The following is a 24061-nucleotide window of genomic DNA, read 5'->3' as shown; positions in this document are numbered from 1 at the left end:
CTGGCCACGGCTGCGGAGTACATCGGCCCGCGGGGCCGCGCGCGGCGGCGGCCTTCGTGCTCTATGCGCTGGCCGCCCTGTTCGCCCACCGGGCCGGCCTTCTGAAAGAGCGCGCCTTGCTGAAGCAGGCCCTTGCGGGACGCGGCGCCGACGGCACGCGCCTGCCGGTCGCCGGGTTCCTGCTGCGGGCGGCGCTCTTTATCGGGGCTCTGGTGGCGCTGATCTACGGTCTGGGCTGGGGCATCGCCGTCACGGCGGAGGTGCCGGAACGGCTTCAGCGTGCCACGGTGGTCGGCGGCATCCTGCTGGGCATCGCGATCCACGGCGTCCTGCTGGCCCATATCGGCACGGTGCTGCCCGCCTGCGCCGTGGGCGGCGACAGCACGCTGCGCGCGGCCTGGCGGCGCGGCGCCCCGCGCTTCGGGCACACGCTGGGGCGGCTGGCCTACGGGCCCTTCCTCTTCACCGCCGTCACGCTCTTCCTCTTCCTCGTGATCGAGGGAACGCTGGGCGAGGCCAGCGGACTGCGGCTTGCCGCCCAGCGCCTGCTGGGCGCGGCGATGGCGCTGTTCTCGACCGTGCTGGCGGCGACGGCGCTGGGGATCACCTACGAGGAAGCCGGGTCACGCTGAAACGCCTGCCCCCCGCATGGCTCGACCGGGGCGCGCGGCCTGCCGACGGGCCTACCAACGGGCCTGTCGGACGCAGCCGAGGAGAGGGGCGAAAACAGCCACCGCGACCGCCGCAAGGCCACCATCGCCGCCCCGCGGGCCCGGACGGTCAGGCTGATCGCGCCCACAACCCACCCGGCGCCGGAACAGCCCCTTCCCCGCGAAGCCCTGCCCCCCTCGGTGGCCGGGATCGACGCACGCCGGAGGGCTGAGGCGCATCGCCCCCCGCAACCGGGCATCCACGCTCGCCGGGCCTTCGCCCCGGGGCACCGGCGCCACAAGCACACCCCCGGCAAAAGGGCTCCTGACCCCTGCTTCTTCTTGGCAAAAATACCAATCGCCGGGGTCAGCCCCGGGCGGCTCGGCCCGCCGCCCCTGTGCTCCGGCGCCATGTCGCCAGCCGCAGCGGCAGCGACCAAGCCCGCCCTTGCCCAAATCCCGACAATCGCTAGGGTTTCCCGCATGGGAGTGCGCCGATGAAAGACGAGGCAGAGATCGACCTGACCCCGGCGGTCTCCGACACGGTCCGCAAGACCACCTGCTACATGTGTGCCTGCCGCTGCGGCATCGACGTCCACCTGAAGGACGGGCGCGTGACCTATATCGAGGGCAACCGCGACCACCCGGTGAACCGCGGCGTGCTCTGCGCCAAGGGCAGCGCCGGGCTGATGCAGCACCTCTCCCCGGCGCGACTGCGGGCGCCGCTGCGGCGCACAGGCCCGCGCGGATCCGGCCAGTTCGAGGAAATCTCCCGGGAAGACGCGCTGGAGACGGCGCGCGGCTGGCTGGCGCCCCTGCGCGAGACGGCGCCGGAGAAACTCGCCTTCTTCACCGGGCGCGACCAGAGCCAAAGCTTCACCGGCTGGTGGGCGCAGCAGTTCGGCACCCCCAACTACGCGGCGCATGGCGGCTTCTGCTCGGTCAACATGGCGGCGGCGGGGATCTACACCATGGGCGGCGCCTTCTGGGAGTTCGGCACCCCGGACTGGGACCACGCACGCCTCTTCCTGCTGTTCGGCGTGGCAGAGGACCACGATTCGAACCCGATCAAGCTGGGGCTGGCGCGGCTGAAGGAACGCGGCGCCAAGGTCATCGGGATAAACCCCGTGCGCACCGGCTACAACGCCATTGCCGACGACTGGGTGGGCATCACGCCGGGCACCGACGGGCTGCTGGTGCTGTCGCTGGTCCACTGCCTGTTGAAAGCGGGGCGGATCGACACGGATTACCTGTCGCGCTTCACCAATGCGCCGGTGCTGCTGGTCTCGGACCCGAAATCGCCGGACTTCGGCCTCTTCCTGCGCGACGACGCGGGCCGCCCGCTGGTGATCGACCGCCGCACGGGCAAGCCCGCCGCATGGGACGCGCCCGGGGTGCGCCCGGACCTCACCGGCACCCTGCGCCGCGCCGGGCAAACCCACGTCAGCGTGATGCACCGCATCGCGGAACGCTACCTGTCGGACGCCTACACGCCCGAGGCGGTGGCCGGGCGCTGCGGCCTGCCCGCCGCCCGCATCCGCGCGCTGGCGGCGGAAATCGCCCGCGCCGCCTTTGACGCGCCGGTGGTGCTGGAGCGCCCGTGGACGGACTTCCGCGGCGAGCGGCACCAGACCATGACAGGCCGCCCGGTCGCCATGCACGCCATGCGCGGCGTCTCGGCCCATGCCAACGGCTTCCAGACCTGTCGCGCGATCCACCTGCTGCAGATCCTCATCGGCGCGGTCGAGACCCCCGGCGGGATGCGGTTCAAGCCGCCCTACCCGAAGCCCGCCGAGGCCCACCCCCGCCCGCATGCCCGCGCCCGTGCCGGGGCAGCCGCTGGACGGCCCGCATCTGGGCTACCCGCAGGGCCCCGAGGATCTGGCGCTCAAGCCGGACGGCAGCCCGGCGCGGATCGACAAGGCCTTTACCTGGGAGAACCCGCTGTCGGCGCATGGCCTGATGCACATGGTGATCTCGAACGCCCACGCGGGCGATCCCTACCGCATCGACACGCTGGTCCTCTACATGGCGAACATGGCGTGGAATTCCTCGATGAACACGCGCGGCACCATGGCGATGCTGGCGGATACGGACGACAGCGGCGCCTATGTTATCCCGCATGTCATTGTCTCGGATGCCTATTCCTCGGAGATGGTGGCCTATGCCGACCTCGTCCTGCCGGACACCACCTACCTCGAACGCCACGACTGCATCTCGCTGCTGGATCGTCCGATCTCGGAACCGGATGCGGCGGCGGATGCGATCCGCTGGCCGGTGGTGGAACCGGACCGGAACGTGCGCGGCTTCCAGTCGGTGCTCTGCGATCTCGGCGCGCGGCTGGGCCTGCCCGGCTTCACGGCACAGGACGGAAGCCCGGAGTTCCGCGATTACGCCGACTACATCATGCGCCACGAGCGCCGCCCCGGCATAGGCCCGCTGGCGGGCTGGCGCATGGGCCCCAATGGCCTGCAACACGGGCGCGGCGGCCCGAACGAGGCGCAGCTGGACAGCTACATCGGGCAGGGGGCTTCTTTCAGGCCCACGTCCCGGAAGAGGCGGCCTATTTCAAGCCCTGGAACCGCGCCTATCAGGACTGGGCGGTGGAGCTTGGCCTGACCGACAAGCCCGCCCCCTACCTCTTCCAACTCTACGCCGAGCCGCTGCGCCGCTTCCAGCGCGCCGCCGAGGGGCACGGGCCAGAGCAGCCGCCCGACCACCTGCGCGCCCGCATCGCGCAGACCCACGATCCGCTGCCGCTCTGGTACGAACCCGACATGGCCGGGGGTTTTCCCCTGCACGCCCTGACCCAGCGGCCCATGGCCATGTACCATTCCCTGGGGCTCGCAGAACGCCTGGCTGCGGCAGATCCACGGACAGAACCCGCTCTACGTGCCGACCGCGCTGATGCGCGAACACGGGCTGACCGACGGCGACTGGGCGCGGCTGACCTCGGCGCATGGCTCGATCACCGTGCCGGTGCTGGAAATGGCCGCGCTGAACCCGCAGACGGTCTGGACATGGAACGCCATCGGCAAGCGCGGCGGGGCCTGGGCGCTGGACCCCGGCGCCCCCGAGGTCACCAAGGGCTTCCTCATGAACCACATCATCCACGAGCTGCTGCCGCCCGAGGGCGACGGGCTGCGCTGGTCCAACTCGGACCCCATCACCGGGCAAGCCGCCTGGTTCGACCTGCGCGTGCGCATCGAAAAGGCCGCAGGGCCGGAGGCGGCGATTCCGCCGCAGGCCAGCCCCGTCCCACCGGCCCCGGCATCGCGCCCCCGGACAAAGGGCTCCTGACCCATGCTTCTTCTTGGCAAAAATACCGACTGCCACGGCCAGCCCCGGGCGGATCGGCCTCCCGGAGGGCACCCATGACCACCCTGCCGCCCCCCGGCCCGGTCAAGCTGGGCCTCGTCATCGACCTCGACACCTGCGTCGGCTGTCACGCCTGCGTCGTGGCCTGCAAGGGCTGGAACGATCAGGCCTATGGCGCGCCGCTGTCGGATCAGGACCCCTATGGCGCCGCCCCCTCGGGCACCTTCCTCAACCGCGTGCACAGCTACGAGGTCACGCCGCCGGACGCCCCGCCGCAGCTGGTGCATTTCCCCAAGTCCTGCCTGCATTGCGAGGATGCGCCCTGCGTCACCGTCTGCCCCACCGGCGCCAGCTACAAGCGCACCGAAGACGGCATCGTGCTGGTCAACGAGGCCGCCTGCATCGGCTGCGGCCTCTGCGCCTGGGCCTGCCCCTATGGCGCCCGAGAGATGGACGGCGCCGAGCAGGTGATGAAGAAATGCACCCTCTGCGTCGACCGCATCTACAACGAGGTCCTGCCCGAGGAAGACCGCCAGCCCGCCTGCGTCCGCACCTGCCCGGCGAAGGCCCGCCATTTCGGCGACCTGAACGACCCGGAGAGCGCCGTCAGCCAGCTGGTGGCCGAGCGGGGCGGGATCTCGCTGATGCCCGAGATGGGCACGAAGCCCGTCAACCAGTACCTGCCCCCCGCCCCCGCGACACCTGGGAGGGCGAGGTCGATGTGCTCGCCCCCTGGCTCGAGCCGGTGGCCGAAGAGCCGAAAGGCTTCCTCGCATGGCTCGACAAGACGCTGGAGCGGCTGTGAGACGACCCGACTTCGCCCCGACGCCCCGCTGTCGCACCGCGCGCCACAGGCCCGCGACCCGGGGCAGCCATGGCGCCAGGCCGCAGGCAAAGGCCCCGGCCCGGCCCCTGCGCGCCCTGCCACCCAAGGACCCGGACCGGGGCGCCGCTTGCCTCGCGCGCTGTCACCGCGCGCGCTTGATGGACCCGGGCGCGGCGCTGTCGTTGCCCTGCGGGTGGATCGGTCGACACACCACCTGCACAAACCTCGGCGCCCCCCTGCGGCGAGCCGACCGGCGCGCGCAGCACCGCAACCCGTCGAGGCCGGACCCCGCCGCAGCCCACGCGCCGGGGTCACGCCGCGCCACCCGCCGAAGGAGACGCTGATGCATCCGGCGCGCTCGCTGATCCTGTTCACTACGCTGTCGGGCCTCGGGCTTCGGCCTGCTGACCTGGCTGGGCCTCGACCCTTCGCCGCCCGGGTGTTGGGTCGCCTTCGCCTTCTTCGGCCTGGGTTTCGCGCTGGCACTGGGCGGGCTCGCGGCCTCGGCCTTTCACCTCGGCCACCCGGAGCGCGCCCTGCGCGCCTTCACGCAATGGCGGTCAAGCTGGCTGTCGCGCGAGGCCTGCCTCTCGGTCGCGGCCCTGACGGTTTCCGGCCTCTACGCCGCCGCGCTGGTATTCTTCGGGGCGCATGTGGCGCCGCTGGGCTGGCTCTCGGCCTTGCTGTGCCTCGCCACGATCACCGCAACCGCGATGATCTACACACAGCTGCGCACGGTGCCGCGCTGGCACCACTGGTCGACGCCCGCGCTCTTCGGGCTGACGGCGCTGGCGGGTGGCGCGCTGCTGTCGGGGCGCGCGATCCCCGCCGCCGTGCTGCTGGCCGCCACGGGGCTGGCGCAGCTGGGCTGGTGGCAAAGCGGCGACCAGCGCGAGGCGGCCCGGCCAGCACCCGCGCCTCCGCCACCGGCCTCGGCGCGCGCGGCACTGTGCGTCCCTTCGAGCCGCCGCACACCGGCGACAGCTACCTGACCCGCGAGATGGCCTTTGTCGTCGCCCGCAAACACGCCCGGAAACTGCGGATGATCGCGCTGGTCCTGATGGCTGGCCTGCCGGCGCTTCTGCTGCTGGCGGCACCGGGCCATGTCACCGGCGCACTGGCCCTGATGATGCATCTGGCGGGAACCCTTGTCGCGCGCTGGCTGTTCTTTGCAGAGGCGCGACACGTCATGGCGCTGTACTACCCGCCCCGGGCCGAAAGCTAGGCCATGCCGACTGTCCTGCTGCTGCCCCTGTCTGCGCTGGCCGATACCGCGCCGCGCGGGCGCAAAAGGCGCTGAGCGGCTGGGCGCCGGTTCTGTCGGCGCAGGATGGCGAGACAGGGAAAGGCGCACTGGACCGGCTGACCAATGCGGTCTCTCTCTGCACAACGGACTGGCCGAGGCGATGGATTGCGGTGCCCTGCATGCCCGCGCCGGGCACGCCGTGGATCAGGCCGCAGAGACCTGCCTGCAAAAGGCCGACCTGCGCTGCCATCGCAATAAGGGACGCGGGCGTGCCGGTTAGATGCCACCGTTGGGATAATGCGGTTTCGTTCGGCGAAAGCTGCGGTCGACTGAGGCGGGCAGGTTCGCTCGGACAGGCCGTGTTCGCCTTGGCAAGGCCCCCCATTCTATCCGGGGAGCCTTTTCATCTGGAGAACCCCTGTTCGTCCTGGGAACGCCGGGGGCATCAGGAAAGGCCTGGCAAGACGTCAGCCGAAGCGGTCAGGGGCCATCCACCGCCGCACGGGCTGCGCGGATCGGCCCATACCCTGACCCGCGAGCGGCAGCACCGCGTCGCCTTACTTGCGGAACCAGCCCTTCACGCGGTCGCTGCCCGCGTCGAGACGGTCGCCGGTGCGCTCCAGCGCCGGGTCGATGCGGCGCGCGCGGAAGCGCAGCCAGCGCACCCGCAGGGCCCAGAAGACCGCCAGCAGCACCACCAGCACCACGATGGTGGTCCAGGGGATGATGCGCACGTCCGGGCCTTCGACCGGGCGGACGGAAATGGCGTTCGGGAAGATCGACAGGAATTCGTTGCGCCAGCCGTAATGCTTCAGCGCCACCCAGCGCGGGTTGTCCGGGGCCGAGCGCATGTCCGTCGCCTCGGCCTGCAGGTTCGAGGTGTCGAACTTGAAGTAGGGCGGCCAGCCCCAGCCCGTGTCCTCGTTGCGGTAGACCATGATCTTGCCGTTCTCCAGCCGGGTCTGGATGAAGAAGACGTCGCGGCTGGGCAGGGTGCCGTCGGCGCCCACATCGGCCTGCGCCCAGAACCAGCGGTTCTCGCCCGGGTCGACGCGCTTTTCATAGGTATCGGTGATCCGCACGATATCGTGCTGCGGCAGCGTGTAGTGCAGCACCATGCCCACCAGCAGCCAGAAGACGATGATCAGCGTCCATTTCACGTAGGTCATGCGGCGGGGCCTTTCATTCGAAGTTGGTGCGGTAGACGATCAGGGCCACAAGACACAAGGGCAGCAGGTAAACAAGCAGCAACAGGGTCCTCGTGCGGCGTTTGTCATGCTCTGCCAGTTCCTCGCGGACATAGTCCTCCCGGTCGCGCGGCTCGTCCGCCTCGGCGGCCCAGTCGTCCTGCAGCAGGTCGCGCCTGCGTGCCCGAAGGTACAGCCACAGCGACCCGTAGACCACCGTCAGCACGACGAACCCCATGATCAGAAACCGCGCAAGCGCGAACATTGCCGTCTCTCCTTTGGTTCAGGTGATACGGCTGGCGCTGAAAATCAACGACGAATGGCCCGGGGCGGAGCAGTTTGGCCGGGCCTGTCACCAAGTTGCGGTCTTCCAGCGGCCCGGCGCGGTGCTGACCGCCAGCACGAGGACCGGCGCCCAGATCAGCGCGGCCTTCAGCCCCAGCGCGGCAAAGTGGCGAAAGGCCGGGGCCGCGTTGTCGCCCGTCAGCAGCGCGAAAGTGGCCCCGCGCAGGTGGTAGAGCAACGCGAAGCCAAGGCCCGAGACCGCCCAGAGCAGCAGCGCCGAGAGCCCGGCCAGCGCCACCAGCCCGCCGGGGCTTTCGGGCACCAGAGGCTCCAGCCCGCGCGGCACGAGGATCGCGGCGGCGATCAGCAGGACGGCGGGCAGGGCAAGCGACAGGATCATGCCGCAAGATCTGGGGCAATGCGCCCACCGGATCAAGGCGATCACGCCGCCACCGTCCGGACACCGCGCATCCGGGGCCATGCGCGCAGCGGATCAAGTCTGCGACGGCTGCCCCTCCAAGCGCAGACCCGGCAGCGGTGCCCCGTTTCCCGGCGCCCCGGCGGCCACGTCCCCGTCTCGATACCCGGCCCCTTGGCCTTATCGGTCCAGCAGCGTCGTCACCATGGCGCTGCCCGGGTCCTTCAGCGCGTCGATGACGTCGAAATGATGCTTGCCCGGGACCACCACGTTGCCGCAGCCCCACGCCTTTTCCAGCCAGCGCGCGTGGTCGAGGAAGACGGGCCTTTCGTCGCCGCCCACCTGCACCGTCACCGGCACCTTTGGCGGCGCCATGGCAATCGGGCTTTCCGCCATGGCCTCGGCCCGGTCCAGACCCAGCACCGCGTTCATCGTCAGGTCCAGCAAGGGCCGCAGGTCGCTGAGCGGAGAGATCGGCATCACATGCGCCACCCGCCCGGCCACCGCCTCGGGCAGCATGCCGGGCGCCAGCATCCGCGCCACGAGGTGCCCGCCCGCGGAATGCCCGGTCAGGCGGATGGGGCCGCTCACTTCCTGCGCGGCGACGGTGACGGCCTGCGCCACCTGCCGGGTGATGTCGCGGATGCGCACCCGGGGGCAGAGGTCATAGGACGGCATCACCACCGCCCAGCCCCGCGCCCGCGCGCCCTCGGCGAAATGCGACCAGATCGAGCGGTCGAACTTGTGCCAGTAGCCGCCATGGACAAAGACGACGAGGCCCTGCGGCACGCCCTCGGGCAGGAACAGGTCCATCATCTCGCGCGTTCCATGACCGTACATCAACCCCGGCCTCAGCCGCCGGGCGACCGAAAGACGGGCGCGATAGGCCTCGGCCTCCGCCTCCCAGCGGGGTGGAAAGCTGGCGGCATCGGGGATATGCGCCGCATTGGCATAGGCATCGTCATTGGGGTTTGGCATGGTTTCCTGGCTCCGGCTCTCGACAACGATCGAAACAGATGCTCAGGCTGATGCCAAGACTTGGACAAGGAGGGCAAGATGCTCGACCATGCGACCAACCTGAAATCCCTGCTGAAGGACCCGGCCCTGCTGGAAACCCGCGCCTATATCGACGGCGCATGGGTCGAGACCGCCAAGACCTTCGAGGTGACCAACCCGGCGCGCGGCGACGTCATCGCCAAGGTGACGGACCTCAGCCGCGAAGAGGTGGCGACGGCCATCGATGCCGCCCATGCCGCGCAGAAGGACTGGGCGCAATGGACCGGCAAGGAACGCGCCGCCGTGCTGCGCCGGTGGTTCGACCTGATGATGGAGAACCAGGACGACCTTGGCACCATCATGACCGCCGAACAGGGCAAGCCGCTGGCCGAGGCGAAGGGAGAGGTGGCCTATGGCGCCTCTTTCGTCGAGTTCTTCGCCGAAGAGGCCAAGCGCATCTACGGCGAGACCATCCCCGGCCATGCCCGCGACAAGCGCATCACCGTGATTAAGCAGCCCATCGGCGTCGCCGCCTCGATCACGCCGTGGAACTTCCCCAACGCGATGATCACCCGCAAGGCCGCTCCCGCGCTGGCCGCCGGCTGCGCCTTCGTCGCCCGCCCCGCCGCCGAAACGCCGCTGTCCGCCATCGCCCTTGGCGTGCTGGCGGAACGCGCGGGCATCCCGGCGGGCGTGTTCAACGTGGTGCCCTCCTCCTCGTCCTCCGAGGTCGGCAAGGAATTCTGCGAGAACCCCAAGGTGCGCAAGCTGACCTTCACCGGCTCGACCGAGGTCGGGCGCATCCTGCTGAGGCAGGCCGCCGATCAGGTCATGAAATGCTCGATGGAGCTGGGCGGCAACGCGCCCTTCATCGTCTTCGACGACGCCGATCTGGATGCGGCGGTCGAGGGCGCCATCGTCTGCAAGTTCCGCAACAACGGCCAGACCTGCGTCTGCGCCAACCGGATCTACGTGCAGGACGGCGTCTATGACGCCTTCGCCGAAAAGCTGGTCGCGGCGGTCGGCAAGCTGAAGGTCGGCGACGGCCTGGAAGAGGGCACGGACCTTGGCCCGCTGATCAACCAGAAGGCCATCGACAAGGTGCAGGAGCATATCGCCGACGCCGGGTCCAAGGGCGCCACGGTGGTCTACGGCTCGGAAACGCAGGACCGCGACGGCACCTTCTTCGGCCCGACCGTGGTCACCGGCGCGACGAAGGACATGGCCTTCTCGACCGAAGAGACCTTTGGCCCGCTGGCGCCGCTGTTCCGCTTCAGGGACGAGGACGAGGTGATCGCACTGGCCAACGACACGATCTTCGGCCTTGCCTCCTACTTCTACGCGCGTGACCTCAGCCGCGTGTACAAGGTCGCCGAGGCGCTGGAATACGGGATCGTGGGCGTCAACACCGGCCTGATCTCGACCGAGCTGGCGCCCTTCGGCGGCGTCAAGCAGTCGGGTCTTGGCCGCGAGGGCAGCCACCACGGCATCGAGGATTACCTCGAGATGAAATACATCTGCATGACGGTATGACGAGCCGCGACCCGGCGGCCGCCGACGGGCCGTCCATGCTTGCCCGGTTGCGCGCCGAGGCCCATACCGGGTCCGGCGCGCGCTGGCTGTATTCCGATCAGGCCGACGCTCTGGCGCGCTATGCGCTGAAGTTCCACGAGGGCGTGCGCCTGATGGAGGCCTGCGCCCCGACCTTCCACGAACCGGTGCGCGATGTTTCGTGGGAGATGATCGGCGCGGATTGCGAGGGCGAGAACTGGGAGGATCACCGCGACCCCCAGCGCGCCTACCGTCTGTTCCGGGCCAAGCTGCGCAGGGCCGCGCAGGACGGCGTGCGGCTGAAGTACAAGCTCTGGCTGGGACGCGGCGCCTAGCCTCCGGCCCGGGCCGGGGCAGGCGCGTCCCCTCGGCGCCCCAACTTTCCCCTTGCCAGACAGACAGCCTTGCGCCAACGCTTGCCCCATGGGCCGGGCGATGGCGTCGCCCCCAGCATGGCCCTGTCCGTCCTGCACGCCGGGACCTTGCTTTGCCGACGCGGCGGGGAAGGTCCTTCCCTCCGCGACAAGGAGGGTTTCATGGAACGTCCCCAGCACTACCGCTTTCATCAGGGCGAAAAATCCCTGCCCTTTGCGCCCGCCGAATACGACGCGCGCCTGAAGGGCCTGCGGGCCATCATGGCCGAGACGGGCGTCGAGGCCTGCGTGCTGACCTCGATGCACAATATCGCCTACTACTCGGGCTTTCTCTATCTGTCCTTCGGGCGGCCCTACGGGCTGGTCGTCACGGCGACCGACAGCGTCACCATCAGCGCGGGCATCGACGCCGCGCAGCCCTGGCGGCGCAGCCACGGCGACAATATCACCTATACCGACTGGGCGCGGAACAACTTCTGGCGCGCGGTGGAAACGGTCGCCGGCACCGGCAAGGTGGTGGGCTACGAGGGCGATCACCTGACGCTGGTGCAGATGTCCCTGCTCGAGGAGTTCCTGCGCCCCGCCCTGAGCCTCGACATCGCCCCCGCCACCATGCGCCAGCGCATGATGAAATCCCCGCAGAGCTTGACCTGATCCGCGCCGGGGCCGCCGTGGCGGACGTGGGCGGCTATGCCATCCGCGAGGCCATCCGCGAAGGCACGCGCGAGATCGACGTCGCCATGGCGGGCCGCGACGCGATGGAACTGGAAATCGCCAAACGCTTCCCCGAGGCCGAGTACCGCGACACATGGGTCTGGTTCCAGTCCGGCATCAACACCGACGGCGCCCACAACCCGGTCACATCCCGCAAGCTCCGGCGCGGGGACATCCTGTCCCTGAACGCCTTCCCGATGATCTCGGGCTATTACACAGCGCTCGAACGCACGCTCTTCGTGCAAGAGGTCGACGCGGCCAGCCTGAAGATCTGGCAGGCCAATGTCGCCGCCCATGAATACGGCATGTCGCTGCTGAAACCGGGCGCCACCTGCTCCGAGGTGACGGGCAGGATCAACGCCTTCCTCGCCGAACGCGACCTGCTGCAATACCGCACCTTCGGCTACGGCCACAGCTTCGGCCTGCTCTCGCATTACTACGAGCCGCGAGGCCGAGCTGGAACTGCGCGAGGACATCGACACGGTGCTAAAGCCCGGCATGGTCATCAGCATGGAACCGATGCTGACCATCCCCGAGGGCCAGCCCGGCGCCGGGGGCTACCGCGAGCACGATATCCTCTTCATCACCGAAGAGGGCGCCGAGAACATCACCGGCTACCCCTACGGCCCGGACACCAACGTCGTCGGCTGACCCGCCGGGCGGCCCGTTTCCCCGGGCCGCCCCACCGAGGCACGACACCGCGCCCTGCCCCTTCTTCTGTCCCGAAATATCCCGGGGGAGGCCGCAGGCCGGGGGGCAGAGCCCCCGCTGCCCGCCGGATCAATCCGGCTCCACCCGCCCGCGCAGGGCCTTGACCTCGCCGCGCTCCTTCTTGGCCTTCAGGCGGCGCTTCTTCGATCCCAGCGTCGGCCTGGTGGCGATCCGCCGCTTCGGCGTTTCCAGGGCCTTGCGGATCAGCTCTGCCAGCCGGTCGCGCGCGATCTCGCGGTTGCGGGCCTGGCTGCGGGTGTCCTCCACCTGCAACACCAGCGCGCCCTCCTTGGTCCAGCGCCGCCCCGCGATCCGGCGCAGCCGCGCCTTGACCGGGGCCGGCAGGTTCGGCGACCGCTCTGCCTCGAACCGCAGTTCGACCGCGGTCGAGACCTTGTTGACGTTCTGACCGCCGGGACCGGACGCGCGCACGAATTGCTCGGTCAGTTCCCAGTCCTCGATGGTGATGCGTTCGTTGATCCGGAGCATGTGCGAAAGATGGGCCGCTGTGGTGCATTGAAAAGGGCCGCCCCGTGGGACGGCCCTTCGAGAATTCGGAGGCGGGCCGGTTAGGCGCTGCCAATCCGGGGATTGTCACCCCAGGGGTCTGCCCCTAGAGCGCGTCCTCCCGCACTGTTCCGACACCCTTCTCCAATGCTTCTCTCGACACTGGATCACCTCCTTTCAGCTGTTGAAAACGCAAGACCAGCGTTGCACGCAATCCTGCATCCACAAAGCCTTTTTTACCGACTATGCGAAGTTTCGGGTCTCCGTTGCCTTCGAAACGATCAGTTTGAAAGGCACCAGCGCGATCAGTGCCAGGGACAGCTTCACCAGCCAGTCCGCGAGGCCCAGCGAAACCCAGAGCGGCGCCACCGGGCCCAGGCCCAGAAGCGGCAGGGCCTCGCCCGCCCAGGACACGTCATTGCCGGGCTCGAGGACGGTCAGCGCGCCGGAAAAGGCGACGGTGAAGAAGATCGCGGTGTCGAGCGAGGAGCCGACCAGCGTCGAGGCCAGCGGCGCGCGCCACCACTTGCCCCCGCGCAGGCGGTCGAAGATCGCCACGTCGACCATCTGCGCGGTCAGGAAGGCCAGGCCCGAGGCCAGCGCCACCCGCAGCGTCACGGCGGGGAAGGTATAGCCGTCGCCCTGCAGCACGATCTGCGTGCCGATCAGCGAGCAGACGACCCCCACGACAAAGCCCGCGACGACCACGCGGCGCGCCGCCGCGGCGCCGTAAAGCCGGTTCATCAGGTCGGTGACGAGGAAGGCGAGGGGATAGGTGAAGGCCCCCAGGTCAGCCAGTTGCCGAAGAGGAACTGGACGAGGATGTTCGAGGCCAGCACGATGGCGGCCATGGCAAGGATGCCGGGAATATGCTTGCGCGTCATGATTGGACCCGTTTTTGCAAGGTTGCGGGGACTTGGCCCGCCGCTGCGGACGGGCGGGCTATACCGGGGCCGCGCCCTTGTGGCAAGGGTCCTGCCGCTTGCGCCCGGCGCGCGCATGGCATGGCGGGCGACGGACAGGCGTGGGGGCAGGTCCGTCGTCGGGACACTTGGCGCGCAGGCGTCGTGCGCCACGATGGCGCCGGTCTGTGTGTCGGGGGCCGGAGGGGGCTCTGCCCCCGCTCCTGCGGAGCCCCCCGGGATATTTCCGGACAGAAGAAGACGGGGCCTCGGAGCCTTGCGCGGCACGGTTTCCCGATTGCACGCGCGGGCCTTGGACGGTTTCGCTTCAGAGGCCTTCCCGGACGCGGTATTCCACGAATTCGGTGCGCTGGATGGGCTGGAAGTTGTCGTCCGAGATCATCGTCAGCCGGATATCTCCCGCCGCGTCGCGCCAGACCGAGAGGCCTTCGAGGTTGTCGTGGCGCAGCGTATGTGTGCTCAGCAGCGTATCGTCCCGCGCGATCCGGTCGCCTTCGAGCGTGAACCGCCGCACCCGGCTGCGAAAGCCGAAGCCGGAGAAGCCGCGTTCCAGCACGTAGAGCCGACCGGCATCGTCGAAATCCGCCCCGACGACCAGAAACCCGTCCGAGCGCGGGATGGAGAAGGGCTGCTCCCATGTGTCGCCCTCCAGGCGGTAAACGGGGAAGGGCCGCGTCAGCTGTCCCGAGCGCTCGGGCATGGTGTAGAGCCGCCCCTCTGCGTCCACGGCCAGAGCCTCCAGCCCGCCGTTCGGGTTGGGGATCTCCCTGAAGGCCGGGGCAACGGGCAGCGGGTCGGCCCGGGACAGGCTGGGGTAGGCCCAGACGCGGTGGGCGCCCTCGAAGGAGATGAAGATCCGGCCCTGCCCGTCTATTGCCAGCCCCTCGGCATCGGAAAAATAGACGGACAGCGCGCCGCCCGAGGCATTGCCCAGCGGGGTCAGCGCCGCGCCGTCGACGCCGGCAATCAGGCCCCCCTCGCGCCGGAACCGCCCCGTCACCAGGGCGCCGCGGTCCGAGATGGCGGTGAAGCCCCTGCCCCCGTCGGAAACCTCGAGGCCCGAGAAACCGCCGAAGCCCGGCGTCTTCGCGCTCCAGGTATAGCTGCCGAGGTATTCCGCCGGGGTGATCTGCGCCGCCGAGGCCGTCAGCCAGAGGCACGAGACGAAGAGCGCCGCAAGACGGCGTGTGAAACGCGGAAACACGGGGCGCTCAGTTCGCGGCCAGAACCGCGGCGCAGGCGTTCGGCAGGTCGCCCATGGTCAATTCGCGCCTGGGCGGCGCGGGCTTGGCGTTGGGGTCGGGCGGCGGCGGGTTGAGGATATTGTTCACCCAGGCCTGCGCGTCGGCGCAGCCGTCCCCGGCGGGCGGCGCGGCCTGATCGACACAGCCCCCGGCGCCCCCGGGGCAGTTCAGGCGCACGTGGAAATGGTAGTGGTGCCCGTACCGGGGCCGGATCTTCCGCAGCCAGGCGCGGTCGCCCTTTTCGTCGTTGCACATCTGCACCTTGGCACCGGGGAAGACGAAGATCCGCGCCACGCGCGGGTCCGAGGCGGCGGCCTTGAGGATCTCGTGGTGCGCGCGGGTCCAGTTGTTGTTGGTATAGGCCCCCGAGGACCGGCGGGTGGAGATCGACGAGATGTTCTCGCGCTCGCGGGCCGAGAGCGTCAGAGTGTCGGCGGGCAGCATCCAGATGTCCACGTCCAGCCCGATCTGGTGGCTGGCGTGGCCCGTCAGCATCGGTCCGCCGCGCGGCTGGCTCATGTCGCCGATGTAAAGCCCGTTCCAGCCGGGTTGCTGCGCGGCCTTGCGGCTGAGGTCCTGCACGTAATCGACCAGCTCGGGGTGGCCCCAGTTGCGGTTGCGCGACAGGCGCATCGCCTGCCAGGTCGGGCCGGTTTCGGCCAGCTGCACGCCCCCGGCGACGCAGCCCTTGGCGTAGGAGCCATGCGGGGCGGGTGCCTGCGGCGAGGGCCCGGCCTTGGCGCCGAACAGCTGCTTGGCCTCTTTTGAGGACAGGACCGGGTCCATCACGCGGGTCGGCGTATGCATCACGGCGCCGGAAATGTCGCGCGGGGCGGGGCCGCACGACAAAAGCGTCGCGGCCAGCGAAAGGGAAATCAGGGTGCGGATCATGCTGCTCGTGCTCCGTCTGGATGGACGTAGCGTAGCAGAAACAACCCCACGAGGAAAAGCAGGATCACCGGCAGAAAGGCCAGCTGGTTCGAATTCGTGAGAATCCCGAAGGCGGTGATCAGCGCGGGCGCAAGGAAGGCGGTGGCCTTGCCGGCAAAGGCGAAAAGGCCGAATGCCTCGGCCGGATTATGCGGGTCGGTGTGGCGCACCATCATGCTGCGCGAGGCCGAGTAAAGCGCCCCGCCCGCGCCGCCGATGGCCGCGCCGCAGATGTAGAAGAGGGTATCGGGCAGGGTCGATCCCTCGGCCAGCGGGATGCCGAAGATCTGCTCGCGCGACATGCCGACGATGATCGCGCCGACGCCGATCATGGCCCAGATACAGAAGGCGATCACCGGCTTCGGCCCCAGCTTGTGGTCGGCGATGCCGCCGATCCACGAGATCACCGCCGCGGCCACGGCGGCGATGATGCCGAAGACGCCGATCTGGATGGTCTCCCAGTCCAGCACCTGCCGGGCGTAGATGCCGCCATAGGCGTAAAGCGCCGTCAGCGCGTCGCGGTAGAACAGCGAGGACAGCAGGAAGGCGCGGGTCGAGGGCTGCACGGACACGCGGCGGATGCTGGCCCAGAGCCCGCCCAGAACCGCGCCGAACTTTGGGCGCGCGCGGTCCAGCGCCGGGTTCTCGCGGGTCCAGAGGATGAAGGGGATCAGGAAGACGGCGAACCACAGCGCGATGAAGGGCCCGACAAAACGCGTGCCCTCGCGTGTCTCGGGGTCGAGGCCAAAGGCGGGGGCCAGCGCGATCAGCGTCTTGCCGCTTTCGTTCTCGGCGAAGAACAGTAGCATCAGGAACAGCGCGACGACACCGCCCCAATAGCCGAAGGCCGTGGCCCCGCCGGAAATGCGACCGACCTCTTCGGGGGTGCCCAGTTCCGGCAGGAAGGCATTGTTGAGGTTGAAGGCGACCTCGGAACAGACGAAGCCCAGCCAGAACAGCGCAAGAGCCAGCATCAGGTTCGAGCCGTCGGGCATCAGCATCCACAGCGATGCCGCGCAGGCGACGGCAAGCGCGGTGAAGACAAGGATCCATGGCCGCTTGCGCCCCGAGGCATCGGCCCAGGCGCCCAGGAAGGGGGCCGAGAAGGCGATGATCAGCCCGGCCACGGTCTGCGCCGAGGACCAGAGCGTCTGCGCCTCGACCTTGGCATCGTCGACGGCACTGCCCTGCGCGATCAGCATGTCGGTGGCGACCGCCGCGAAATAGGGCGCGAAGATGAAGGTCAGGCCCAGCGTCGCATAGGGCTGCTGCGCCCAGTCGAAGAACATCCAGCCCCAGATGCGTTTTCTTGGTGAAGTGCCCATGCCTGCCCCCGTCTGCCTGGCGCGATAGAACATCCGGGGCGGGGGCTGTCCAGTGCGATGGGCCCGGTGCTGCCGCCCGCCTTCGTCTCAGCCCCGCGCCGGGGGCCGGGGCCGCTGATCCTCGGCGGCGATCCAGCCCTGCACCCAGTCCGGCAGCGGCGGCGAGGGTTCGGCGTGGCGCATCGCCTGCATCACCCGCTCGGGCGCGACGATCCCGTTGCGATCCGTGCAGGCCGTGCGGAAGACCGCCTGGCTGGAGCAGTCGCCGTCCGGGCGCCACATGCTCTGGTCGATGTAGCTGAAGCGCCGGTCCCAGCCCAGAAAGCGCGAGCGGATCTCGATGCGGTCGAACATCCGCACCCGGCGGCGGTAGCGCACCACCGATCCCGCCACCGTCAGCCCCCAGCCCTCTTCTTTCAGCACGTCGATCAGCCCGGTCCGCATCGCGAAGGGAATGCGCCCGAGATCGTAGATCGTCAGCGTGCGCCCGTTGTTGAGCTCGTTCCACGGGTCGAGATCCCGGGGCAGGCACCGGTGGTGCGAGACATGGGTGTCGAAGAGGCCAAGCCGGGGCATGCCCTCGGCACGGCGGGCGTCCTTGAGGAGGCGGAAGAAGGGATACATGCGGGGGTCTCCTTTGTGCCCTCGCTGCCGCGCTGCGGCGCCCGCGTCAACCGCAACCCTGCGGCACACTTGCCCTTTTCCCCCACCATGCTTAGGTCTGCGCCGACCCGGTTCATGACGAAAGGCCCGCGATGCAGTCCCTTTTCCAGATCATCATGCTGATCCTCGACGTGGTGTGGTTCATCATCATCGCCCATGTCATCATGAGCTGGCTGATCAACTTCCGGGTCCTGAACCTGCGCCAGCCGCTTGTCGCGCAGATCTGGGACGGGCTGAACCGCCTGCTGGAACCGATCTATTCGAAGATCCGCCAGATCCTGCCGCAGATGGGCGGGCTGGACCTGGCGCCGCTGATCGCGCTGCTGGGCCTTCTGGCGATCCGCATCGTCCTGCAGAACAATGCCGGTCTGTTCTTCGGCTACTGACCGGCGCGCCCCGAAGTCTTCGACGAAGACTTCGCCCTGCGCAGAGTTTTCGTCGAAAACTCTGCGCAGGCGGCTCCGGCCCGCCCATCTCGGGGGTTGATTCACCGAATCTCAATGTGGGATTGTCGATGCTGAGCAGAGACAAGATATAGACAGGCCCATGCCAAAGGATCAGCCGCCCGCAGAGGCGTTTCTGAAGGACATCTTCGGCTTCGACAGCTTTCGCCCCGGTCAGGGCGAGATCGTCGAAACCGTGGCCGGCGGCGAGAACGTGCTGGCCATCATGCCCACGGGCGGCGGCAAATCCCTGTGCTTTCAACTGCCCGCGCTGATGCGTTCGGGCGTGACGGTGGTGATCTCTCCGCTGATCGCCCTGATGCGCGACCAGGTGCGCGGGCTGCGCGAGGCGGGCGTGGTCGCGGGGGCGCTGACCTCCGGCAACACGCCGGAAGAGACCGACGCGGTCTGGGACGCCCTGCACGACGGCTCGCTGAAGCTGCTCTACCTCGCGCCGGAACGGCTGGCCAATGCCGGCACGCAGCGGATGCTGGCCGAGGCGGGCGTCTCGATGATTGCCGTGGACGAGGCGCATTGCGTCAGCCAGTGGGGCCACGACTTCCGCCCCGACTACCTGCGCATCGGCGAGCTGCGGCGCATGCTGGACGTGCCGCTCGCCGCCTTCACCGCCACCGCCGATGTGGAAACGCAGCAGGAGATCGTCACGCGGCTCTTCGACGGGCAGGCGCCGCGCACCTTCCTGCGGGGCTTCGACCGGCCCAACATCACGCTGGCCTTCCAGCCCAAGAACGGCCCGCGCGCGCAGATCCTGTCCTATGCCGCCGCCCGGCGCAGCCAGTCCGGCATCGTCTACTGCGGCACCCGCGCCAAGACAGAGGCCATCGCCAAGGCGCTGCGCGACGACGGTCACCCGGCCTGCCACTACCACGGCGGGATGGAGGCCGACGACCGCCGCCACGTCGAGGACCGCTTTGCCCGCGAGGACGGGCTGATCGTCTGCGCCACCGTCGCCTTCGGCATGGGCGTCGACAAGCCCGACATCCGCTGGGTCGCCCACGCCGACCTGCCCAAGTCCATCGAGGCCTATTACCAGGAGATCGGGCGCGCCGGGCGCGACGGCGCCCCCGCCGAGACGCTGACGCTCTACGGCCCCGACGACATCCGCCTGCGCCGCGCCCAGATCGACGAGGGCAATGCCCCGCCCGACCGCCGCGCCGCCGACCACGGGCGGCTGAACGCCCTTCTGGGTCTGGCCGAGGCTCAGGGCTGCCGCCGTCAGGCGCTGCTGGCCTACTTCGGCGAAGCGGCGCAGCCCTGCGGCAACTGCGACCTCTGCGAGACCCCGCCAGAGCTGTTCGACGGCACCGAAGCGGTGCGCAAGGCGCTCTCCGCCGCGCTGCGCACCGGCGAGAGCTTTGGCGCCGGGCACCTGATCGACATCCTGATGGGCGCCGATACCGACAAGATCCGCCAGCGCGGCCACGATGGCCTGCCGACCTTCGGCGTCGGGCGCGACCTGTCCAAGGGCCAGTGGCATGCGGTGTTCCGGCAGATGATGGGGCTGGACCTGATGCGCCCCGACGCCGAGCGCCACGGTGCGCTGGTCATGACCGACCGCGCCCTGCCGATCCTGCGCGGCGAAGAGACGATCCGCCTGCGCCGCGACGTGCTGAAGGCGCAGGACCGCCGCCCCGCCGCCCGGGCGCTGGTCAGCGAAGAGGATGCGCCGCTGTTCTCTGCCCTCAAGGCCAAGCGCACCGCGCTGGCGCGCGAGGCGCAGGTGCCGCCCTACGTGATCTTCCCCGACCGCACCCTGATCGAGATGGCCGAAAAGCGGCCCGAGACACTGGACCAGATGGCGCGGATCACCGGGGTCGGCGCGAAGAAGCTGGACCGCTACGGCGCCGACTTCCTCGGCGGTCCTGACCGGCGCGGGCGCACCGGACCTGCACCCGCTGCGCCGCAAACAGGCCGCGCAGGGCACCGGCGCGCTGTACGACGCCCTGCTCGAGGCACAGGCCGACCTGCTGCGCGGCGCCGACGGGACAGAGAAACCGCTGTCCTGTTCGGCCTCGCTGCTGGCCAAACTGGCGGAACAGAAACCCGACAGCGACGCGGGCCTCACCCGCCTGCTGGGGGAACGGCGGGCGGAACGCTTTGGCGCCGCCTTCCTGGACGTGCTGCGCAACGCCTGACGGTGCCCGCCTGCATCGAAAACTCCGCCATCCCGCGGCAGCGGCTGGACCTCCTGCGGCGAAACCCGTAACCCGGGGCGCGAACTGGACAGGAGACGGGTATGCTGGTGGTGATTTCTCCGGCCAAGCGGCTGGACTGGCAGGACCGCGACATCGCGATGACGCGCCCGGTCTTCGAGGAAGACGCACAGCGGCTGGCCCGGACGGCGCGCAACCTGTCCCTGCGCGATCTCAAGGCGCTGATGGATCTGTCGGACGACCTGGCCCGGCTGAACCGGGACCGCTTCCGCAGCTTTTCCGACGAGCCGCAGGACGCGGCGCTGCGTCCCGCGATGCTGGCCTTTGCCGGGGATACCTACATGGGCCTCGAAGCCGGGTCGCTGGATGCCGAGGAACGGGACTGGGCGCAGGAGCACCTGCGCATCCTCTCCGGCCTCTACGGCGTGTTGCGGCCCGCAGACGGCATCCAGCCCTACCGTCTGGAAATGGGCACGCGGCTGAAGACACGGCGGGGCGGATCGCTTTACGACTACTGGCGGGACGCGCCCGCCAAGGCCCTGCGCGCCCAGGCCGAGGCGGTGGGCACCGACGTTCTGGTGAACTGCGCCAGCCAGGAGTATTTCGGCGCGGTCGATCTGAAGGCGCTGAACCTGCGCGTGATCACGCCGGTCTTCCTGGAAGACAAGCCCGGCGGGCCGAAGGTCGTCAGCTTCTTCGCCAAGCGGGCAAGGGGTGCCATGGCCCGCTTCATCGTCCAGAACCGCCTGACCGATGCAGAGGCTTTGACGGGCTTCGACGCGGGCGGCTATCGCCACTGCCCCGAGCTGTCGCAGCCCGACGCCCCGCATTTCCTGCGCCCCGCCGAAAGCTGACGCGCCGCCTTCTCCGCCAGGACGGATCCCCCGCCCGCGTCGCGGGGGGCATGGCGCGACAGGCGGTCCGGCGAAGGCCAGCGACGGCGCGGTCCCGATCCCCGGCCCGCTCTTCCGGCACCGGTCAGGACGCTTGCCGCCCCCGTCCCCGCCGTCGCGGCTGGCGTAGCGTTCCAGTTTTTCCGCAAGCGCGGCCTTGCGCAGCGGCTTTGACAGGTAGTCGGTCAGCCCGGCCTCCAGCACGGCCTCGCGGTCGCCCGCCATGGCATGCGCGGTGACGGCGATGATCGGAACCGGCGCGCCGTCGCCCTCCAGCCGCCGGATCTCGCGCGTGGCCTGCTTGCCGTCCATGCGCGGCATGGAAATATCCATGAAGACGATATCCGGGCGCCGTTCGCGAAAGGCCTCGACCGCCTCCAGCCCGTTGTTGGCAAAGCGCAGCGCGATGTCGAAGCCCGCAGCCATCTTCCTGAAGACCAGCTGGTTGGTCTTGTTGTCCTCGGCCACAAGCACGTCCAGCAGGCCCGCCGCAGGCACCGGCGCAGGCTCCATGTCCAGCGGCGCCTGAACCCCTTCGAGCGCCGCGAAGAGCCTGCGCCGCGCCACGGGCTTTTGCAGGATCACCGGCGCCCCGCCTTCCTCGTCGCCCCCCGGCGCATCCCCGGCCCGGTCACACAGCAGGATCGCGGCGATGTCGCGCCCGCCGCGCCGGACCCGATCCAGAAGCTCGGGGCCGCCCATGTCCGGCAGATTCTGTTCCGCGATGATCAGGTCGGGGCGCAACTCCAGCAGATCCAGCGCCTCTGCCCCGGTCTGGCAGAAGGTCACCTCCAGCCCGAGAATCGCCAGTTGCCTCGACAGGATCGACCGACTCAGCCCGTTGTCGTCCACGACCAGCACCCGCTTCAGATGCGCGGGCAGGCTGGCCCCCGGAGCATAGGCGGGCTCTTCAGCGGGCAGCACCAGACGGACGCCGAAGCAACTGCCGCGCCCCGGCTCGGACTCGACCCAGATTTCGCCGCCCATCCGCTCGATCAGCCGCCGGGTGATGGCAAGGCCAAGCCCGGTGCCCTCGAAGGTGCGGTCGCGTTCGTCCTCGACCTGGTTGAACTCGCCGAAGACGTGATCGACCTTGTCGGGCGAAATGCCGATGCCGGTGTCCTCGACGGTCAGGTGAATGGCGGTCCGGCCCGTGCTGTCCTCGACGCCGACGACCCCCACACGGACATGGCCCCGCACTGTGAATTTCACCGCATTGCCGACGAGGTTCGTCAGGATCTGCCGGATGCGGCCAACATCGCCGATGAAGCGCGTCGGCAGGAACATGTCGTAATCCAGCAGCAGCGCCACGTCCTTGTCGCGCGCGGTCGGCTGCAAGAGGGTCACGACCTCGTGGATGGCGCGTTCAAGGTCGAAGGGTTCGGGATGAAGGATCAGCCGGTCCGCCTCGATCTTGGAGTAGTCGAGGATGTCGTTGATGATGACCAGCAGCGCCTCGCCCGAGTTGCGGATCGTGTCGAGATAGAGCGCCTGTTCCTCGTTCAGCGCGGTGTCCGCCATCAGGTCCGCCATGCCGATCACGCCGTTCATCGGGGTCCGGATCTCGTGGCTCATATTGGCAAGGAAGGCGGATTTGGCGCGGTTGGCCGCTTCGGCCCGGATCGTCGCCTCTTTCAGGCGCTGCTGGTCCTGCTTGATCTGGGTGATATCGATGCGCAGGCCGACGCGGCTCGCCGTCCCGTGTCTCGCGCTCGTAGATGCGCAGCCAGCGGCCATCGTCCAGCAGCTGCTCGTGTTCCTGCCCGCCCTGACGGTGGCGCGTCATGCGCTCTTCGAGCCAGGCCTCCTCGCGGCCCACCGCCTCGGCGTACTGGCCGCGCTCAAGACCGTAGCGCAGGATCTCCTCGAAGGTGGCGCCGGGCACGATGGCCGGGGCGCTGGCCCGGTAGCAGTCGCGGTAGGGCGCGTTGCACATCATCAGCCGGTCTTCGGAATCGTAGATGACAAAGCCGTCGGGCAGTTCCTCGACCGCGGACCACATGCGCATCAGCTCGGTGATGTCGACGCTCAGCTTGACGATGCCGCCGTCCGGGCGCCGCCGGTCGCGCAGCTTGACGAACCGCCCGTTCCACAGGCGCAGCGTCTCTGTCGGGATCGGGTCCTGCGCCCAACGCGACAGCATCCGCAGCTGCCAACCCTGCGGATCCTCGCCCTGAAGGTCCACAAGCCCCTCTTCGACCATGATTTCAAGGATCTGCGCGTAGTGCACGCCGGGGCGCACCGCTTCGATGCCGTCGAAGGTGGCCAGATAGGCGGGATTGGCCAGTTCCAGCCGCCCGGCCTCGTCGAACATGGCAAAACCGTCGCGGATCGTCTCCATCGCGGACCACAGCTGGTCGGTCACGATTTCCAGGTGCTGCGTGGCCTGCCCAAGCTCTTTCTTCACGCGCTGGTTCTCGTCGCGGACGGTCGCCACCTCGCTGCGCGTTTCGCGGATTTCATGGCTCAGCTGAAGCGCGTGCTTGCCAAGACGCTTGTTCGCCTCGAACAGCTCCTTCTGTTTCAGGTCCAGCAATCGTTCCGCCGCCAGCCGAGCGCGCCGCTCTTCCGCCAGCCGATCGGCAAGGTTCATCCGTCACCCTCCGAGGCACTCGCCCTTCCCTTGTGACGAAACTCTCTGAAGAACCGCTTAACCCCGGACCAAACCCGCCGCGAAAGCCTG

16 protein-coding genes and 6 pseudogenes are annotated in these 24061 nt (G+C 69.1%); 11 read left to right on the top strand and 11 right to left on the bottom strand.

What is annotated here, in order from left to right; all coding sequences use genetic code 11:
- The first annotated feature begins 56 nt into the window (after positions 1-56).
- The 5 genes and pseudogenes from ABFB10_RS10205 (at position 57) to ABFB10_RS10185 (ending at position 6019) form a co-directional block, all read left to right on the top strand.
- The gene (locus tag ABFB10_RS10205) at positions 57-632 is read left to right on the top strand and encodes a hypothetical protein (RefSeq protein ID WP_347166439.1); all 576 of its coding nucleotides are present in this window, start codon (positions 57-59) and stop codon (positions 630-632) included.
- Positions 633-1147: 515 nt separating this feature from the next.
- A pseudogene (locus tag ABFB10_RS10200) lies at positions 1148-3950 on the top strand (molybdopterin oxidoreductase family protein).
- A 74-nt stretch (positions 3951-4024) separates the two neighbouring features.
- Positions 4025-4773, top strand: a pseudogene (locus ABFB10_RS10195) (4Fe-4S dicluster domain-containing protein).
- A 422-nt stretch (positions 4774-5195) separates the two neighbouring features.
- Positions 5196-5786 carry a dimethyl sulfoxide reductase anchor subunit family protein gene (locus tag ABFB10_RS10190; RefSeq protein ID WP_347167991.1) on the top strand — a complete coding sequence of 197 codons (591 nt, stop codon included), beginning with the start codon at positions 5196-5198 and terminating at the stop codon, positions 5784-5786.
- Positions 5744-6019, top strand: coding sequence for a hypothetical protein (locus tag ABFB10_RS10185; protein WP_347166438.1), 276 nt, complete (start codon positions 5744-5746; stop codon positions 6017-6019). The genes ABFB10_RS10190 and ABFB10_RS10185 overlap by 43 nt, the downstream gene beginning before the upstream one ends.
- 578 nt (positions 6020-6597) lie before the next feature.
- On the opposite strand, the gene ABFB10_RS10180 is transcribed toward ABFB10_RS10185, so the two are convergent.
- From ABFB10_RS10180 to ABFB10_RS10165, 4 genes are all read right to left on the bottom strand, one after another.
- Complete coding sequence (locus ABFB10_RS10180; protein ID WP_347166437.1) at positions 6598-7209, bottom strand: DUF1523 family protein; 612 nt, start codon at positions 7207-7209, stop codon at positions 6598-6600.
- A 13-nt stretch (positions 7210-7222) separates the two neighbouring features.
- Complete coding sequence (locus ABFB10_RS10175) at positions 7223-7492, bottom strand: hypothetical protein (protein WP_206562943.1); 270 nt, start codon at positions 7490-7492, stop codon at positions 7223-7225.
- Positions 7493-7579: 87 nt separating this feature from the next.
- A complete protein-coding gene (locus ABFB10_RS10170; RefSeq protein ID WP_206562942.1) occupies positions 7580-7912 on the bottom strand; it encodes a hypothetical protein in 333 nt (110 codons plus the stop codon).
- Between the two features lie 198 nt (positions 7913-8110).
- On the bottom strand, positions 8111-8908 hold the full coding sequence (locus ABFB10_RS10165; protein ID WP_347166436.1) for an alpha/beta hydrolase: 798 nt from the start codon (positions 8906-8908) through the stop codon (positions 8111-8113).
- Positions 8909-8986: 78 nt separating this feature from the next.
- Between ABFB10_RS10165 and ABFB10_RS10160 the strand changes: the two genes are divergently transcribed.
- The 3 genes and pseudogenes from ABFB10_RS10160 (at position 8987) to ABFB10_RS10150 (ending at position 12216) form a co-directional block, all read left to right on the top strand.
- Positions 8987-10459, top strand: coding sequence for an NAD-dependent succinate-semialdehyde dehydrogenase (locus ABFB10_RS10160; RefSeq protein WP_347166435.1), 1473 nt, complete (start codon positions 8987-8989; stop codon positions 10457-10459).
- A 35-nt stretch (positions 10460-10494) separates the two neighbouring features.
- Complete coding sequence (locus ABFB10_RS10155) at positions 10495-10812, top strand: hypothetical protein (RefSeq protein ID WP_347166434.1); 318 nt, start codon at positions 10495-10497, stop codon at positions 10810-10812.
- A gap of 201 nt (positions 10813-11013) precedes the next feature.
- Positions 11014-12216, top strand: a pseudogene (locus ABFB10_RS10150) (aminopeptidase P family protein).
- 129 nt (positions 12217-12345) lie between these two features.
- Here the strand turns inward: ABFB10_RS10150 and arfB are convergent.
- From arfB to ABFB10_RS10120, 6 genes and pseudogenes are all read right to left on the bottom strand, one after another.
- On the bottom strand, positions 12346-12765 hold the full coding sequence (gene arfB, locus ABFB10_RS10145) for an alternative ribosome rescue aminoacyl-tRNA hydrolase ArfB (protein ID WP_347166433.1): 420 nt from the start codon (positions 12763-12765) through the stop codon (positions 12346-12348).
- Between the two features lie 261 nt (positions 12766-13026).
- Positions 13027-13667 (bottom strand): annotated as a pseudogene (locus tag ABFB10_RS10140) (queuosine precursor transporter).
- Between the two features lie 346 nt (positions 13668-14013).
- Complete coding sequence (locus ABFB10_RS10135; RefSeq protein ID WP_347166432.1) at positions 14014-14910, bottom strand: esterase-like activity of phytase family protein; 897 nt, start codon at positions 14908-14910, stop codon at positions 14014-14016.
- Between the two features lie 7 nt (positions 14911-14917).
- The gene (gene mepA / locus ABFB10_RS10130) at positions 14918-15841 is read right to left on the bottom strand and encodes a penicillin-insensitive murein endopeptidase (protein ID WP_347166431.1); all 924 of its coding nucleotides are present in this window, start codon (positions 15839-15841) and stop codon (positions 14918-14920) included.
- Positions 15838-17205: an MFS transporter gene (locus tag ABFB10_RS10125; protein ID WP_347166430.1), complete on the bottom strand. Its 1368-nt coding sequence runs from the start codon at positions 17203-17205 to the stop codon at positions 15838-15840. Before ABFB10_RS10125 ends, mepA begins: the two co-directional genes overlap by 4 nt.
- Positions 17206-17292: 87 nt before the next feature.
- Positions 17293-17829 (bottom strand): acyl-CoA thioesterase, encoded by a 537-nt coding sequence (locus tag ABFB10_RS10120; protein WP_347166429.1) that lies wholly within the window; start codon positions 17827-17829, stop codon positions 17293-17295.
- A 131-nt stretch (positions 17830-17960) separates the two neighbouring features.
- On the opposite strand from ABFB10_RS10120, the gene ABFB10_RS10115 reads away from it, so the two are divergent.
- The 3 genes and pseudogenes from ABFB10_RS10115 to yaaA all read left to right on the top strand — a co-directional run bounded on the left by ABFB10_RS10115 (position 17961) and on the right by yaaA (position 21339).
- Positions 17961-18254, top strand: coding sequence for a YggT family protein (locus ABFB10_RS10115; protein ID WP_347166428.1), 294 nt, complete (start codon positions 17961-17963; stop codon positions 18252-18254).
- Positions 18255-18414: 160 nt separating this feature from the next.
- Positions 18415-20467, top strand: a pseudogene (gene recQ, locus ABFB10_RS10110) (DNA helicase RecQ).
- Positions 20468-20568: 101 nt separating this feature from the next.
- The gene (gene yaaA, locus ABFB10_RS10105; RefSeq protein WP_347167990.1) at positions 20569-21339 is read left to right on the top strand and encodes a peroxide stress protein YaaA; all 771 of its coding nucleotides are present in this window, start codon (positions 20569-20571) and stop codon (positions 21337-21339) included.
- A 159-nt stretch (positions 21340-21498) separates the two neighbouring features.
- Here yaaA and ABFB10_RS24080 read toward each other — a convergent pair.
- Positions 21499-23971: pseudogene (locus tag ABFB10_RS24080) on the bottom strand (hybrid sensor histidine kinase/response regulator); the annotation flags it as partial.
- Between the last annotated feature and the right edge of the window lie 90 nt (positions 23972-24061).

The sequence above is a fragment of the Ponticoccus litoralis genome (assembly GCF_039769985.1).
GTDB lineage: Bacteria > Pseudomonadota > Alphaproteobacteria > Rhodobacterales > Rhodobacteraceae > Ponticoccus > Ponticoccus litoralis.
The sequence above is the reverse complement of the archived record's forward strand: the minus strand, read 5'-3'. Positions and strand labels throughout refer to the sequence as shown.

Excerpts from the sequence above, each read along its gene's own strand:
- ABFB10_RS10155 (WP_347166434.1), top strand. The coding sequence starts at position 10,495 with ATGCTTGCCCGGTTGCGCGCCGAGGCCCATACCGGGTCCGGCGCGCGC.
- ABFB10_RS10180 (WP_347166437.1), bottom strand. The coding sequence starts at position 7,209 with ATGACCTACGTGAAATGGACGCTGATCATCGTCTTCTGGCTGCTGGTG.
- ABFB10_RS10125 (WP_347166430.1), bottom strand. The coding sequence starts at position 17,205 with ATGGGCACTTCACCAAGAAAACGCATCTGGGGCTGGATGTTCTTCGAC.
- mepA (WP_347166431.1), bottom strand. The coding sequence starts at position 15,841 with ATGATCCGCACCCTGATTTCCCTTTCGCTGGCCGCGACGCTTTTGTCG.
- ABFB10_RS10170 (WP_206562942.1), bottom strand. The coding sequence starts at position 7,912 with ATGATCCTGTCGCTTGCCCTGCCCGCCGTCCTGCTGATCGCCGCCGCG.
- arfB (WP_347166433.1), bottom strand. The coding sequence starts at position 12,765 with ATGCTCCGGATCAACGAACGCATCACCATCGAGGACTGGGAACTGACC.
- ABFB10_RS10160 (WP_347166435.1), top strand. The coding sequence starts at position 8,987 with ATGCTCGACCATGCGACCAACCTGAAATCCCTGCTGAAGGACCCGGCC.
- ABFB10_RS10165 (WP_347166436.1), bottom strand. The coding sequence starts at position 8,908 with ATGCCAAACCCCAATGACGATGCCTATGCCAATGCGGCGCATATCCCC.
- ABFB10_RS10120 (WP_347166429.1), bottom strand. The coding sequence starts at position 17,829 with ATGTATCCCTTCTTCCGCCTCCTCAAGGACGCCCGCCGTGCCGAGGGC.
- ABFB10_RS10115 (WP_347166428.1), top strand. The coding sequence starts at position 17,961 with ATGCAGTCCCTTTTCCAGATCATCATGCTGATCCTCGACGTGGTGTGG.
- ABFB10_RS10175 (WP_206562943.1), bottom strand. The coding sequence starts at position 7,492 with ATGTTCGCGCTTGCGCGGTTTCTGATCATGGGGTTCGTCGTGCTGACG.
- yaaA (WP_347167990.1), top strand. The coding sequence starts at position 20,569 with ATGCTGGTGGTGATTTCTCCGGCCAAGCGGCTGGACTGGCAGGACCGC.